At 67.6% G+C, this 13,173-nt stretch carries 15 protein-coding genes; 10 read left to right on the plus strand and 5 right to left on the minus strand.

What is annotated here, in order from left to right; genetic code table 11:
* The first annotated feature begins 67 nt into the window (after positions 1-67).
* On the plus strand, positions 68-556 hold the full coding sequence (locus RT91_RS01000; protein WP_035185186.1) for a DsrE family protein: 489 nt from the start codon (positions 68-70) through the stop codon (positions 554-556).
* Positions 557-627: 71 nt separating this feature from the next.
* Here the strand turns inward: RT91_RS01000 and RT91_RS01005 are convergent, their stop codons facing one another.
* Both RT91_RS01005 and RT91_RS01010 read right to left on the minus strand, forming a co-directional pair.
* Positions 628-1,425 carry an alpha/beta fold hydrolase gene (locus RT91_RS01005; RefSeq protein ID WP_240314135.1) on the minus strand — a complete coding sequence of 266 codons (798 nt, stop codon included), beginning with the start codon at positions 1,423-1,425 and terminating at the stop codon, positions 628-630.
* 204 nt (positions 1,426-1,629) lie between these two features.
* On the minus strand, positions 1,630-3,468 hold the full coding sequence (locus RT91_RS01010) for a heavy metal translocating P-type ATPase (RefSeq protein WP_240314136.1): 1,839 nt from the start codon (positions 3,466-3,468) through the stop codon (positions 1,630-1,632).
* A gap of 157 nt (positions 3,469-3,625) precedes the next feature.
* Between RT91_RS01010 and RT91_RS01015 the strand changes: the two genes are divergently transcribed.
* From RT91_RS01015 to RT91_RS01050, 8 genes are all read left to right on the plus strand, one after another.
* The gene (locus tag RT91_RS01015) at positions 3,626-3,883 is read left to right on the plus strand and encodes a hypothetical protein (protein ID WP_007424272.1); all 258 of its coding nucleotides are present in this window, start codon (positions 3,626-3,628) and stop codon (positions 3,881-3,883) included.
* Between the two features lie 4 nt (positions 3,884-3,887).
* On the plus strand, positions 3,888-4,664 hold the full coding sequence (gene fabI / locus RT91_RS01020) for an enoyl-ACP reductase FabI (protein ID WP_007424273.1): 777 nt from the start codon (positions 3,888-3,890) through the stop codon (positions 4,662-4,664).
* A gap of 30 nt (positions 4,665-4,694) precedes the next feature.
* The gene (locus RT91_RS01025) at positions 4,695-6,515 is read left to right on the plus strand and encodes an alpha/beta hydrolase (protein ID WP_007424274.1); all 1,821 of its coding nucleotides are present in this window, start codon (positions 4,695-4,697) and stop codon (positions 6,513-6,515) included.
* Positions 6,516-6,527: 12 nt separating this feature from the next.
* Positions 6,528-7,943: a bifunctional enoyl-CoA hydratase/phosphate acetyltransferase gene (locus RT91_RS01030; protein ID WP_035185192.1), complete on the plus strand. Its 1,416-nt coding sequence runs from the start codon at positions 6,528-6,530 to the stop codon at positions 7,941-7,943.
* A 14-nt stretch (positions 7,944-7,957) separates the two neighbouring features.
* Entirely contained in the window at positions 7,958-8,308 is a 351-nt protein-coding gene (locus RT91_RS01035) for a carboxymuconolactone decarboxylase family protein (RefSeq protein ID WP_035185194.1), read from the plus strand.
* Between the two features lie 72 nt (positions 8,309-8,380).
* Positions 8,381-8,884 carry a prepilin peptidase gene (locus tag RT91_RS01040; RefSeq protein ID WP_035185197.1) on the plus strand — a complete coding sequence of 168 codons (504 nt, stop codon included), beginning with the start codon at positions 8,381-8,383 and terminating at the stop codon, positions 8,882-8,884.
* 122 nt (positions 8,885-9,006) lie between these two features.
* The gene (locus RT91_RS01045; protein ID WP_007422486.1) at positions 9,007-10,353 is read left to right on the plus strand and encodes a cytosine permease; all 1,347 of its coding nucleotides are present in this window, start codon (positions 9,007-9,009) and stop codon (positions 10,351-10,353) included.
* Positions 10,354-10,412: 59 nt separating this feature from the next.
* Complete coding sequence (locus tag RT91_RS01050) at positions 10,413-10,622, plus strand: hypothetical protein (protein ID WP_012040497.1); 210 nt, start codon at positions 10,413-10,415, stop codon at positions 10,620-10,622.
* Here the strand turns inward: RT91_RS01050 and RT91_RS01055 are convergent.
* Positions 10,597-11,082 carry a DUF4188 domain-containing protein gene (locus tag RT91_RS01055; RefSeq protein WP_012040498.1) on the minus strand — a complete coding sequence of 162 codons (486 nt, stop codon included), beginning with the start codon at positions 11,080-11,082 and terminating at the stop codon, positions 10,597-10,599. The genes RT91_RS01050 and RT91_RS01055 overlap by 26 nt on opposite strands.
* Before the next feature lie 48 nt (positions 11,083-11,130).
* Between RT91_RS01055 and RT91_RS01060 the strand changes: the two genes are divergently transcribed.
* Positions 11,131-11,691, plus strand: coding sequence for a TetR/AcrR family transcriptional regulator (locus RT91_RS01060; RefSeq protein ID WP_035185199.1), 561 nt, complete (start codon positions 11,131-11,133; stop codon positions 11,689-11,691).
* Here the strand turns inward: RT91_RS01060 and RT91_RS01065 are convergent.
* Both RT91_RS01065 and RT91_RS01070 read right to left on the minus strand, forming a co-directional pair.
* Positions 11,679-12,458 (minus strand): class II aldolase/adducin family protein, encoded by a 780-nt coding sequence (locus RT91_RS01065; protein ID WP_012040500.1) that lies wholly within the window; start codon positions 12,456-12,458, stop codon positions 11,679-11,681. The two genes, RT91_RS01060 and RT91_RS01065, sit on opposite strands and share 13 nt — an antisense overlap.
* 59 nt (positions 12,459-12,517) lie before the next feature.
* A complete protein-coding gene (locus tag RT91_RS01070; protein ID WP_035185201.1) occupies positions 12,518-13,111 on the minus strand; it encodes an isoprenylcysteine carboxylmethyltransferase family protein in 594 nt (197 codons plus the stop codon).
* Between the last annotated feature and the right edge of the window lie 62 nt (positions 13,112-13,173).

Below are 13,173 nucleotides of genomic sequence, written 5' to 3' on the forward strand. Positions count from 1 at the left end.
CACAACAGAACAGTTTTGCCTCGGCGGAACAGTTCTCCATCAACAAACGGATTGGGAGGAACAGTCCATGAAATCCGCTTTCGGTCTCGTGCTTGCCGTCGCCTGTGCCGTTCTCGCGTCGCACGGCATTGCTCGGGCGAATCCCTCGATGCTGAACAACTTCAACTTCGATCATCCGACTTTCGAACATCCGCACGCCTTTGCCACCCATCACGTGGTGATCCAGGTCAGCCAGGGCGATCTGGCACGCTGGAATCTCGTGCTGAACAATGCACAGAACCTGCTGGAAGCATTCGGTAATGACAAGGTGCAAATCGTCGTGGTCACCTACGGCCCGGGATTGAAGATGCTGTTTCCGCACTCGCCCGTTGCGAAGCGGGTCGCGGCGATGGATCAGGAGGGAATCGAATTCGATGCATGCCACAAGACGATGGAGGCGATGGCGCGCAAGCTTGGTCACATGCCGAAACTGGAGCCCACGGCGATGATTGTTCCGGGCGGTCTTGTCCGGATCATGCAACTGGAAAAGGCCGGCTTTGACTATATCAAGCCCTAATGGACCGCCCCAGTAACGTGTCGATATCATAATGAAAACCGTCGCGCAGCATGGTCGCTGTCGCGGCGGGTTCACCTTTCCGGACGGAAAATCCGCATCAGGAAGCGAACGATCAGGCGCAACGCCTCGTCGCGCTGCGAGAGGTGGGGAGCGTGTCCTGCCCTGGCGATCAGATGGGTCTCGACCGGGCAGCGCGCATTCGCCGCCAGGAGCGCGAGTTGCGCCGGCGTGCCGTATTCGTCGTCGCTGCCCTGGACGGCGAGGACGGGTACCCCGATCGCCGGCACATGATCGTCGATCCGCCAGGCGCGGAATGCCGGGCTCAGCCAGGTGCGGTTCCAGCCGTAAAAGGCGTTGTCCGGGTCGCGATGGTGCCGGGCGAGGCGGTCGCGCAGATCGGTGGTTTCATAGGACCCGCGTGCGGCCTCGATCCGCGCGATCGCGATATCCTCGACGAAGAGATGCGGCGCGATCAGGATCGTTCCGCACAGCCGGCCATCCTGCATGCCCCCGGCATGGATGAGCGCGATCGACGCGCCGTCGGAATGCCCGAGCGTGATTGCGCGTGATATCCCGACGGCGTCGAGCAGGCGCGGCAGCACGCCGAGTGCCTCATCGTGCATGTAGTGCACCGGCCAGGGCAGTGGCGCGGGATCGGAACGGCCATAGCCGAACCGGTCATAGGCGAGCACCGTACAGCCGGTCGCGGCCGCGAGGGCGGGCGGGAAATCGCGCCACAGCGTGATGGCGCCGAGCCCTTCATGCAGCAAGACGATGGACGGCGCGTCGTCACGACCCCGCCAGCGCGCCGCGGCGATGCGCCGTCCGCCGACCCGCAATTCGAGATCCTCGCGCGCGGGCAGGGTCATGGCCCGGCCGGCGTGCCGGCGGCCGCAACGCCGCATCCCATCGCCGAGGATCGCCCCGCATCTGCCGTCACGTCATGTCTCCGCCCAGATCCCGCGATCGGTGCTCCGCCGTTCAGGAGATATCATGATCCACAATTCGGGCGATCGCGCAAAGGATCACGCACCCGAAGGGCGGGCCGGCTGCGCGGCAATCCGGCCCGGCCGCTATCGCCCGCCGCCGCCGAGCGCGCGCAGCGCGTTCAGGATGACCGCCACGTCGATTGCCTCCTGCAGCAACGCGCCGGCAACCGGGGGGAGGTAGCCGGCCGCCGCCACCGTCATCGCCAGCATCGAAAGTCCCATGCCCGCGACGATCGATTGCAGCGCGATGAACCGCGTGCGCCGTGCGATCGACACCGCCTCGGCGACGCGGTCGAGCCGGTCGAGCATCAGCACCACCTCTGCCGCTTCTGCCGCCGCCGCGGCGCCGCGCGCGCCCATGGCGATGCCGATATCCGCCGCTGCCAATGCCGGCGCATCATTGATCCCGTCGCCGATCATCATCGTGATGCCGTGAGCGCGTTCCTCCCGCGCCCTTCCGATCTTCTCCGCCGGCGACAGCGCGGCATAAACGGCATCGAGCCCGAGTTCGGCGCCGACCCGCGCCGCCGGTTCCGGCCGATCGCCGCTCAGCATCACCAGCCGGCGGAAGCCGAGATTGCGGAGCGATGCGATCAGCGGCCGTGCATCCGGCCGAATCGCGTCGGTCAGCGTGATCGCGCCCGCCGGCTGGCCGTTGACGGCGACCCAGGCGGTCGCCTCGGCACCATTGGCCCGCGCCGCGACATGCCCGTCTTGCGGCAGCGATATTCCCGCCGTCTCGAACATCCGGGCGCCGCCCACCATCACCTGGTCGGCGCCGACCAGGCCGGAGAGGCCGAGACCCGGCGTTTCGGTCACGTTGACGGGCGTGACCAGCCGGCCGGCCGCGCGCCCCGCGGTGACGATTCCCTCGGCCACGCCGTGCTGCGAAACCTGTTCGAGCGAGGCTGCGAGGCGGAGCACCTCGGCCGGAGAAAACCCGTCCAGCGCCGCGAGCCCGGTCATCGACGGGGTGCCGGCGGTCAGCGTGCCCGTCTTGTCGAAGAGGGCGATGTCGGCGCGGGCAAGGCGTTCCAGCGCGCCGCCCCCCTTGACGATCACACCTCGCCCGGCCGCCCGCGAAATGCCGCAGATCAGCGCGACGGGCGTGGCCAGGATGAGCGGGCAGGGGGTCGCGACCACCAGCACGGCGAGCGCGCGCACCGGATCGCCGCTCGCCAGCCAGGCGGCGATGCAGACCGTGAGGGTCACGCCGAGAAAGCCGAGCGCCCAGCGATCGGCCAGCCGGGCCATCGGCGGGCGTTCGCGTTCGGCGGCGGCGACGAGCCGGATCACCGCGGCATAGGTGCTGGCATCCGCGGTCGCCGTCGCCCGGAGCGAGAACGGCCCGCCCGCGTTCAGCACGCCGCTGCGCACGGCATCGCCGGCGTGCCGTGTCACCGGCAGCGGCTCGCCGGTCAGCGCCGATTCGTCGAGCGTCGCGGCGTCACCCAGCGCGCCGTCCACCGGCACCACCTCGCCGGGCTTGACCAGCAGATTGTCGCCGATGACGACGGCGCCGGCCGGAATGTCCTCGATCGTGCCATCCGTGTGGCGATGCGCCGTGGTGGGTGTGCGTCCGACCAGGGCGGCAAGTTCGCGCCGGGCGCGCGCCCCGGCATAATCCTCGAGCGCCGCGCCGCCCGCCACCATCCCCGCGATGATCACGCCCGCCAGATTCTGCCCGAGCAGGATCGAGCCGATGATGGCGAGCAGCGCGATCAGGTCGACGCCCAGCCCGCCGCGAAGCAGCCCGGCCGCGAAATCGACGGCGACCTCGGCGGCGACCAGAATGGCCGGCGCGATCCACAGACCGGCCGCAAGCCGTTCCTGTCCCGCGAGCCGTGCCGCGAAGCCGAGCCCGAGACCCAGCCCCACCACGACCGGCGCCAATCGCCGCAGCCCGGCGCGCCACCCCATCATGCCTCCTTTCAGCCGGCCCGCCGGAGCGTCCCGCGGACTCGTGTAACATGACGATATGAACATATCGGGACAGGCCCGTTCCCGGCTTGACCTGCATCAACGACGCCAGCCAGACTGCGTGCCACCAGTGACGCCTCGGGGAAGAAGGAGGTTCACAATGACCAGCACTCTCAACTCGAAGCATGCGAGCGAACCCTCGGGCGCCTTCCTCGCATCGAGCTTTTCGCCCGTCCTGTTCGAGACGATGGCCGGCAGCATGATGCGCGTGGCCGAAGCTGAATTCGCGCTGATGCAGGCGATTTTCCAGGCCCAGTTCGGCGTGATGGAGGCCATGCTCCGCGCCGGCATTCCGTCTTCGGGCGGCCAGCAGCCGCCGGCCGCGGCCCGCCGGGAGACCGACCGGACTGCGGCCTGAGCCGATGGCGCCTCCCGTCGTCGATCTTTCCGGCAAGGTCGGGCTCGTGCTCGGCATCGCCAACGAGCATTCGATCGCCACCGGCTGTGCCCGCGCCTTTGCCGCCGCCGGCGCGCGGTTCTGCGCAACCTATTTGAACGACAAGGCGAAATCCTTCGTCGAGCCGGTCACGCGCGGCCTGCCCTGCGAGATGCTGCTGCCCTGCGACGTGCAACAGGAGGGGGCGCTCGAGACCGTTTTCGACACGATCGCGCGCCGCTGGGGCAAGCTCGATTTCCTTCTTCATTCCATCGCCTTCGCACCGAAGGCCGACCTGCACGCCAGGCTGATCGACTCCTCCACCGCCGGGTTCGCCCAGGCGATGGATGTCTCGTGCCACTCCTTCATCCGCTGCGCGCGCCTCGCCGAGCCGCTGATGCGCGCCGGCGGGGCGCTGCTCTGCGTTTCCTATGAGGGGTCGATCCGCGTGGTCGAGCATTACGACCTGATGGGGCCGGTGAAGGCAGCGCTGGAATCGAGCGTGCGCTATCTCGCTGCTGAACTCGGCCCGCAGGGCATCCGGGTGAACGCCCTCTCGCCAGGTCCGATCGCTACACGCGCGGCCAGCGGCATCGACCATTTCGACGATCTTCTGGCCGAGGCCGCGCGCCTCGCGCCCGAACACCATCTGGTGACGATCGAGGATGTCGGCGGCCTCGCCGCCTTCCTCGCCAGTCCTGCCGCCGGCCGCATCACCGGCACGGTCGTCCCGGTCGATGGCGGCCAGCACATCATGGCCTGATGATCTCCACCCTGCGAGGATACGTGTAAAGTGACCACCGAAACCAGCCGCTCCCGCACCACCGGCCACGCGAAACCGCCGGCCGAAGCCGCCCGGGCCCGGGTCTCGGCCCTGCCGCCGCCGGCGCCGCCCGCCTCGGTGGCGCCGAACGAGCCGGTCTCCACCACCGATGCGCTCGACCGCTCGCTGCATGCGGCCGAAGCACGGCTGACCGCAGGCCTCGCCCCGGCCGGCATCGCGCTCGCCTGGCGCGACTGGGCCGTGCATCTCGCCAACCAGCCGACAAGGCGGATGGACCTTGCCCGCCGCGCGATGGAGGACTGGGCGGCGGTCTGGCGCGTCGCCTTTGGCCTCGAGGAGGCGGTGACGCCGCCCTGCGACAATGACCATCGCTTCGATCATCCCCGCTGGCAGGACATGCCCTACCGGCTCTACAAGGAGTATTTCCTCCGGATGGAGCGCTGGTGGCACGATGCCGCGACCGGCATCGCCGGGGTCGACGCCGCGCATGAACGCATCGTCGATTTCATGATCCGCCAGGCGCTGGATGCGGTCGCCCCCGCCAACCTGCCGATGCTCAACCCCGAGGTCGAGCACGCGGCCCGCGAGAGCCGCGGGGATTCGGTCAGGGCCGGCCTGCGCAACCTGCTCAAGGACACCGAGATCGCGCTGAACCAGGAGAACCGGCTCCCGCTCGCGCCGGGGCGCGACGTGGCGGTGACGCCGGGCAGGGTGGTCTACCGCAACCGGCTGATCGAGCTGATTCAGTACAGCCCGGTGACGGAAACGGTGCGGCCGGAGCCGGTGCTGATCGTTCCGGCCTGGATCATGAAATACTACATCCTCGATCTCTCGCCGGAGAATTCGCTGGTCCGCTACCTGGTCGGGCAGGGCTACACGGTGTTCATGATCTCCTGGCACAATCCGGACAAGGAAGACCGCAACCTTTCGCTCGACGACTACCGCGCCGATGGCGTGATGGCCGCGCTCGACGCCGTCAGCGCCATCACCGGCGCGCGGAAGATCCACGCCACCGGCTACTGCCTCGGCGGCACGCTGCTCTCGATCGCCGCCGCCGCCATGGCCCGCGATCATGACAGCCGCCTCGCCTCCGTCACGCTCTTCGCCGCGCAGACCGATTTCACCGAGGCCGGCGAACTCCAGCTCTTCATCACCGAGGCGCAACTCGCCTTCCTGGAAGACCTGATGTGGCAGCAGGGCTATCTCGACACCAAGCAGATGGCCGGCGCCTTCCAGATGCTGCGCTCGAACGACCTGATCTGGTCGCGCATGATCCGCCGCTACTTCATCGGCGAACAGGAACATCCGAACGACCTGATGTCATGGAACATGGACGCGACGCGCATGCCCTACCGGATGCACGCCGAATATCTGCGCCATCTCTTCCTGCACAACGACCTCGCCGAGGGCCGGCTTTCCGCCGGCGGCCGGCCGGTCGCCATCGGTGACATCGACGTGCCGTTCTTCGTCGTCGGCACCGAGCGCGACCACATCGCGCCATGGCATTCGGTCTACAAGCTTCACCTGCTCAACCGCGGTCCCATCACCTTCGTGCTGACCTCCGGCGGGCACAATGCCGGCATCGTCAGCGAGCCGGGCCACCCGCACCGCCACTACGCGATTCTCGATCGTTCCCCCGGCGAGCCCTATCTCGCGCCGGAGGCGTGGCAGGACGAGGCGCCGAAGCATGACGGTTCCTGGTGGCCGGAATGGGTCGCCTTTCTCGGCGCTCGTTCCGGCCCGCCGGCCGCGCCGCCGCCGCTCGGCCGCGAGGAGGCCGGCTACCCGGTGCTCGGCGCAGCACCCGGGCACTACATCCACGAACGCTGACCGGAGGCCGCCATGAACGATATCGCGCCGGTGCCCGCCTCCCTCGCGGCGCCGATGATCGAGAACCGCACCTTCGACGAGCTGAAGGTCGGCGATACCGCGAGCGTGCGCCGCATTCTGCGGGCCGATGACATTGCGCTGTTCGCCTATATCTCAGGCGACATCAATCCGGCACATCTCGACCCCGACTACGCCCGTGGGGACATGTTCCACCACATCATCGTCCACGGCATGTGGACGGCGGGCCTGATCTCGGCGGTGCTGGGCACCAGGCTGCCCGGGCCGGGCACGATCTATCTCGACCAGAGTCTGCAGTTCCGCGCCCCGGTCGGGCCGGGCGACGAGATCACCGCGACGGTGACGGTCACCGAGCTCGAGCCGGCGCGGCATCGGGTCACCCTCGCGTGCACGGCGGTCAACCAGTCGGGCACCGAGGTTCTGCGCGGCACCGCCCTGGTCGCGGCGCCGACCGAGAAGGTGCGGCGGCCGGCGATGCCGCTGCCGGAAGTGCGGCTCAGCCGGCACGAGCGGTTCAACGCGTTGCTGGGCACGGCCAAGGCGCGCGGCCCGCTGGCAACCGCCGTGGTGCATCCCTGCGACGAGGTCAGCCTGCGCGGCGCGCTCGATGCCGCCGCGGCCGGGCTGATCGTGCCCATCCTGGTCGGGCCGGAAGCGAAGATCCGTGCCGCCGCCGAAAAGGCCGGGCTCGATCTTGCTGACATGCGGATCGAAGCGGTGCCGCACAGCCACGCGGCCGCCGCCCGCGGCGTCCAGCTCGTTCGCGACGGCACAGCGAAGCTGCTGATGAAGGGCGCGCTGCACACCGACGAGCTGATGCACGAGGTGATGCTGGCCGAGAACGGCCTGCGCACCGGACGGCGGCTGTCGCACGTCTATGTCATGGACGTGCCGAGCTATCCGCGCCCATTGCTGGTGACCGATGCGGCGATCAACATTGCCCCTGATCTCGCGACCAAGCGCGATATCGCCCAGAACGCGATCGACCTTTCCCGTGCCATCGGGATCGAGTCGCCGCGCCTCGCCGTGCTGTCGGCGGTGGAGACGGTGAACCCGGCGATGCCCTCGACCCTCGACGCCGCGGCACTCTGCAAGATGGGCCAGCGCGGCCAGATCACCGGCGGCATCATCGACGGCCCCCTCGCGTTCGACAATGCGGTGAACGCGCGCGCCGCGGCCGAGAAGGGAATCGAGTCGCCGGTCGCCGGCCGGGCGGACATCCTGCTGGTGCCGGATATCGAGGCCGGCAACATGGTCGCCAAGCAGCTCACCTTCCTGGCCGGCGCCGATGCCGCCGGCGTCGTCGTCGGCGCGCGCATCCCCATTGTTCTGACCAGCCGGGCCGATGACGCCCGCACCCGCCTGGCCTCCTGCGCCGTGGCGCTGATGCTGGCTGGCACGTCCGACTGAAGGAGCCGATACCGATGATCGAGGACTGGAGCGCGCTGATCGGCGCGATGAATGGCGGTGTCGCCGACCTGCGCAAGGCGGCGCCGGAGGCGATGGCCGGCTTCTCGGCCCTGGCGAAAGCCGCCTGCGCGGGCGATGCGCTCGACCGCAAGACCAAGGAACTGATCGCGCTGGCGATCGGGGTGGCGACGCGCTGCCAGCCCTGCATCGCCTATCATGCGCGCGATGCCGCCCGCGCCGGTGCCACGCGCGCCGAAATCGCCGAAACGCTCGGCATGGCGGTCTATGTGGGCGCCGGTCCCTCGGCGATGTATGCCGCCGAGGCGCTCGAGGCATTCGATCAGCTTTCCGGGCCGCCGCGTTAACCCATCCTTGGTCATCGCCTGCCAATCTGCGCCGCATCAACAGCGGCGCCGCCGCAAGCCTCGGACAGGTGGATGGATCATGTGGTGCAGATCGCGATGCTCGTCCCGCTGGCGTTTGCCTGCTGGCAGGACCTGCTGCTGCGCCGGATTCCCGACGGCGTTCCGGCCACCATGGCCCTCGCCGGAATATTTCTCCGGCTTCGAGACGGTTTTCAGCCCCTCGGCGTGAGCCTTGCCGTGGCCGCGGTGTTGTTCGCGGTGCTGTTCGCCGTCTATCTGCGCCGGTCGATCGGCGGTGGCGACGTGAAACTGATCGTGGCGCTTGCCCTCGGATACGGGCCGCTGGCGCTTGCCGGCTTCCTGTTCGCGACCGTGCTGGCCGGCGGGATTCTGGCGCTGGCCTATCTCGCGCTCCGCGTCGCCGCGCCGCCGCCGCGCCCGGCCGGGCACGACGCCTCTCTGCTCCGCCGCCTCTGGGCGGTCGAGCGGTGGCGGGCGCACCGCTCCGGCCTGCCCTATGGCATCGCGATCGCCGCTGGCGCCGCCTGGACGATGCTGCCCGCCCTGCGGCTGTAGGGGCCAGATCGAAGGCAGGCATTGCCCGCATTTCGGGCAGGCGGCGGCCAATATTCGCTATTTACACCGGCACGGTTTTTGCTGCATCCGGTGCCGGGCAGAAACAACGGGGGCAGGCGGGCATGGCCGAGGCAGGAACTCTCACGGTCGAGACAAAGGGCATATCACAGGTCACGCCGGAGGAGACGCGCGGCAGTCCACGGGCGCTGTTCGGGCTCTGGATGGCCGCGAACGTCGAGTTCGCGACCATCACCACCGGCGCGCTGGCAACCGGTGCCTTCGGACTTTCCGCCACCGACGCGATCGGCGCCATCCTGCTTGGAAACCTGATCGGCGCCGTCATCCTCGGCCTGTTCTCGACCTTCGGCGTCGAATACGGGCTGCCGCAGATGATCCAGGGCGCCGCCTGGTTCGGCCAGTTGGGCAACCGGCTACCGTCGTTCCTGAACTTCTTCGGCGGCTTCTCGTGGTTCGGGGTGAACACGATCATCGGCGGCTACGCGCTGGAATACATGCTCGGCACCGGCCTGATCCCGAACATCATCGCGCTTTGCGTCATCCAGGTCGCCATCGCCGCCATCGGGCATGACCTTATCCATGCGGCGGAAAAATACTTCTTCTTCCTGCTGGTCGCGATCTTCCTCATTCTCAGCGTCTTCGCGGCAACCCATGTCGGCCACCTGCCGCCGGCCAATCCCAAGCTGCTCAAGAACGTGGGCGGCACATCCGGCGCCTTCATTCTGACCACCTCGATCATCGTCGCCTATGTCCTTGGATGGATTCCCTATTCGTCCGACTACACCCGCTACCTTCACCACACCGGCGACCGGGCGGCGACCCGGCGCGCGGTGTTCGCCAACGCGTTCTCGGCGACCTTCCTGTCATGTGTCTGGATGGAAGTGCTGGGCGCGCTGATCGGCGCGACGGTCGCGCTCTCGAAACCTTCGGACCTGTTCACGCCGTGGATGCCGCACTGGTTCCATGCGCCGCTGATCATCGCCATCGTGATCGGCACGATCAGCGCGAACATCCTCAACATCTACTCCGCCACGCTCTCCTCGCTCGCCCTCGGCTTCCGGCTGAAACAGTATCAGGCCGCGCTGCTCAGCGGCGCGATCGGCACGGTGATCTCGGTGCTCGCCGCGACCAACTTCATCAAGAACTACGAGGATTTCCTCTTCTTCCTCGGCTATTGGACCGCGCCGTGGATTGCCGTGACGATGCTCGCCCACTACACGCGCCGGCGTAGCCGGATCGGCAGGGGGAATGCGGGGTTCGTGGCCTGGATCGTCGGGATCGCGGCCAGTGTGCCGTTCTTCAACCAGTATCCTCTGTTCGTTGGTTCCTTTGCGGCGACCCATCCGGGGTTCGGTGACATTTCCTTCGCGGTTTCCGCGGTGGTCGCCGCCTGCGTCTTCCTTGCGCTCACGACCAGTGCCGAAACTGTCGCCGAAGAGGTCGCCGCTTGAATCTCACGATAACGTGATCCATATCAACAAAGTTGAATGTGATCCGTGAGAAGACGAGGATGTCAGTCCGCTTCAATCTGCTCCTGTCGGATGAGCTGGGCCGGCAGATCGAGGAGTTTGCGACCACGACGGAAGACAAGGCCAGGCTGATCCGCAAGGCGCTGGCAATATATCTCGCTGCCGTGCGGGCCCAGCGTGACGAGGGGCTGGGTATAGCGCTGTTCGACCCGGCGACCCGCGAAATCAGGACGGAGATCGTGGGTCTGTAGGACGGAGCGAGGCGTCGCTCCGCCGCCGCGCCGTGGCGTGGAGGCCGGCGCGTGAAATGTGCGGCGCGAAGCTGGCGAAGCCGCCCGGCTCGGGCATGTGAAGATAGATCCCTTCCATGCCTCCCGCCTTGCGGTAGGTTTCATGCCAGAAGCCGGTGCCGCGCGGAGCGGCGGAGAACTCGCGCCACCAGATGCTGTGCGGCGCGCTGCGCGTGAAACATTCCAGGGCATCGAAATCGCGCCAGTATTGACGGATGCCGACGTGATCGATCCGCCAGAGAAACAGGTCCTGATGCAGCAGCCCGTCCGGACGGTTCTGGCCGAGCGCCCGCAACGGACGGCCGAGGCCCAGAAGGGTGGCAACGCCCCGGATTTTCGTTACTTTCATGCCCAGATAGACGACTGTCAGATCGGGAAATCCGGTGAGGTCGACCGTAACCGGTTGCGATGTCCGACTCATCGTGCCATCTCCATGTTTACAACGTAAACATCGGGCGAAATGTTAACGATGTCAACATCACCCTATCATCATGGAGACCTCCGCCGCACGCTGGTTGAGACCGGGATCGGGCGGTTGCGCGCAGCGGGAGTGGATGGGCTCACATTGCGGGGCGTTGCCCGCCTGGCCGGCGTGTCGGCCACGGCGCCCTATCGCCATTTTGCCGACAAGGAAGCACTGCTCGCCGCGATTGCGGCGGAGGGGTTCGAACGGTTGCGCGTCGCGGTCGAAGCGGCTGACGCGAGTTCGCGCGGTATGGAGGCGCTACGCGCGCAGGGCGTGGCCTATGTGCGTTTCGCGCGGGAGGAACCGGCGCTGTTCCGGCTGATGTTCGGGGCTGCGGTGGCGCGCGGCAGTCTTTCCGCCGGTGCCGCGTTCGGTGTGCTTCGCGCGCGGATCACGAGCCTCGTGCCGGCGGACCGCGCCGAGATCGCGGCGCTGTCCGCCTGGTCGATGGTGCATGGACTGGCCAGCCTGCTGATCGACGGGCGGATCGATCCACCCGATCCCGAGGCGCTGGTGCGCGCCGTGCTGGCGCAGTTCGCGCTCGGCGGGGCTCAGCTGCGGTAGTCGCCGTCTCCCTCGATCAGACGCAGGGCCGACGTCCAGGCCATTTCGTAGTGCGCCATGCGATTCGCCTCGTCCATGTTGAACTGGGCGGCGGTGTGCTCGCAGACCTCCCGCGGCGGGATGACCAGTTTCGCGCCGCCCGACATGGCGGCAACCTGCGCCTGGCAGGCGCGTTCCAGGAAGTAGATCTCGTGGAACGCTTCGGGGATGGTGCGCCCGCCGACCAGCAGCCCGTGATTGCGCAGGATCATCGCCTTGTTCTGGCCGAGATCGTGGACGATCCGCTCCCGCTCGTCGAGATCGAGCGCGATTCCCTCGTAGCCATGATAGGACAGGCGGCCGTAGAACTTCATCGCGTGCTGGCTGATCGGCAGCAGCCCCTGTTCCTGGGCGGCGACCGCGATGCCGGCGGCGGTGTGGGTGTGCACCACGCAGGCAAGGTCCGGGCGCGCCATGTGGATAGCGGAATGAATGGTGAAGCCGGCCTGGTTCACCCGCCGGGCCGAAATGCCGGGCGTGTCGATCCGGTTGCCGTGGATGTCGATCTTCACGAGGTCGGAGGCGCGCATCTCGTGGAACATCACGCCGTAATCGTTGATCAGGAAATGATGCTCCGGGCCCGGCACCCGCGCGCTGATGTGGGTGTAGATGAAATCGGTCATTCGGAAATGCGCGACCAGCCGGTAAAGCGCGGCCAGATCGCAGCGTACCTGCCATTCCTCCTCGGAAATGCCGGTCGGCGGGGTGATTTTCGTGGTGACGTTCATGCTCGCGGTCCTCCTTGGCGCAACAGGGTCAGGGCTATTGCCGTTTGCGTCAAGTGAATTCAGCGCGGCCAGAGACGCCGCGGCACCAGCATTGGCACATGGGAGCGGTAGCGACGGTAGGAATCGCCATAGATGCGAAGCAGATTCCGCTCCTCGAAGCGGATGCCGACCAAGAGATAGGCCGTTGCGGCGGCGGCGGTGGCGAGGCGGAACGGCGAGGTCGCGACGCCCCAGATGATCAGCAGCAGGCCGAGATAGAGCGGGTGGCGCACCACGCCGTTCATGCCGCCTGTTGCCAGCGGCTCGGGTGTGGCGGCCTGGTCGGGTGTGCCGGCGCGCAACTGGGCGAGGCCGAGAAAGCGGGCGAGCTCGTAATTCCGCCCGGCAAGGATGAGCACGACGGCTCCCGCCGCCGCCGCCAGCCAGCCGAGGGCGCGCAACGAGTCGGGCAGCGCAAAGGTTTGGTCCGCGAACAGCCTCCGGCCGATCGCCAGCACGAGGGCAAGATGGACTATCGCGATCACGTTGTAGGCGAGGCGGTCGCCGGCGCCGGCGATCCGTCGGAGCAATCCGCGGCCCAGCGGCGCCGCCAGGGCGCTGTGCCCCGCGCCGAAGCTGGCCCAGAGCAGAGCGTAGAGCAGAACTGAAACCATTTTTCCGATCCGATTTTTTTATTTGACATATTCCATTTGCTATATAAATGTAACCTAAAGAA

It is taken from the genome of Acidiphilium sp. JA12-A1, assembly GCF_000724705.2.
Classification (GTDB): domain Bacteria; phylum Pseudomonadota; class Alphaproteobacteria; order Acetobacterales; family Acetobacteraceae; genus Acidiphilium; species Acidiphilium multivorum.

Excerpts from the sequence above, each read along its gene's own strand:
- RT91_RS01000 (WP_035185186.1), top strand. The coding sequence starts at position 68 with ATGAAATCCGCTTTCGGTCTCGTGCTTGCCGTCGCCTGTGCCGTTCTC.
- RT91_RS01005 (WP_240314135.1), bottom strand. The coding sequence starts at position 1,425 with ATGACCCTGCCCGCGCGCGAGGATCTCGAATTGCGGGTCGGCGGACGG.
- RT91_RS01010 (WP_240314136.1), bottom strand. The coding sequence starts at position 3,468 with ATGATGGGGTGGCGCGCCGGGCTGCGGCGATTGGCGCCGGTCGTGGTG.
- RT91_RS01015 (WP_007424272.1), top strand. The coding sequence starts at position 3,626 with ATGACCAGCACTCTCAACTCGAAGCATGCGAGCGAACCCTCGGGCGCC.
- fabI (WP_007424273.1), top strand. The coding sequence starts at position 3,888 with ATGGCGCCTCCCGTCGTCGATCTTTCCGGCAAGGTCGGGCTCGTGCTC.
- RT91_RS01030 (WP_035185192.1), top strand. The coding sequence starts at position 6,528 with ATGAACGATATCGCGCCGGTGCCCGCCTCCCTCGCGGCGCCGATGATC.
- RT91_RS01035 (WP_035185194.1), top strand. The coding sequence starts at position 7,958 with ATGATCGAGGACTGGAGCGCGCTGATCGGCGCGATGAATGGCGGTGTC.
- RT91_RS01040 (WP_035185197.1), top strand. The coding sequence starts at position 8,381 with ATGGATCATGTGGTGCAGATCGCGATGCTCGTCCCGCTGGCGTTTGCC.
- RT91_RS01045 (WP_007422486.1), top strand. The coding sequence starts at position 9,007 with ATGGCCGAGGCAGGAACTCTCACGGTCGAGACAAAGGGCATATCACAG.
- RT91_RS01050 (WP_012040497.1), top strand. The coding sequence starts at position 10,413 with ATGTCAGTCCGCTTCAATCTGCTCCTGTCGGATGAGCTGGGCCGGCAG.
- RT91_RS01055 (WP_012040498.1), bottom strand. The coding sequence starts at position 11,082 with ATGAGTCGGACATCGCAACCGGTTACGGTCGACCTCACCGGATTTCCC.
- RT91_RS01060 (WP_035185199.1), top strand. The coding sequence starts at position 11,131 with ATGTCAACATCACCCTATCATCATGGAGACCTCCGCCGCACGCTGGTT.
- RT91_RS01065 (WP_012040500.1), bottom strand. The coding sequence starts at position 12,458 with ATGAACGTCACCACGAAAATCACCCCGCCGACCGGCATTTCCGAGGAG.
- RT91_RS01070 (WP_035185201.1), bottom strand. The coding sequence starts at position 13,111 with ATGGTTTCAGTTCTGCTCTACGCTCTGCTCTGGGCCAGCTTCGGCGCG.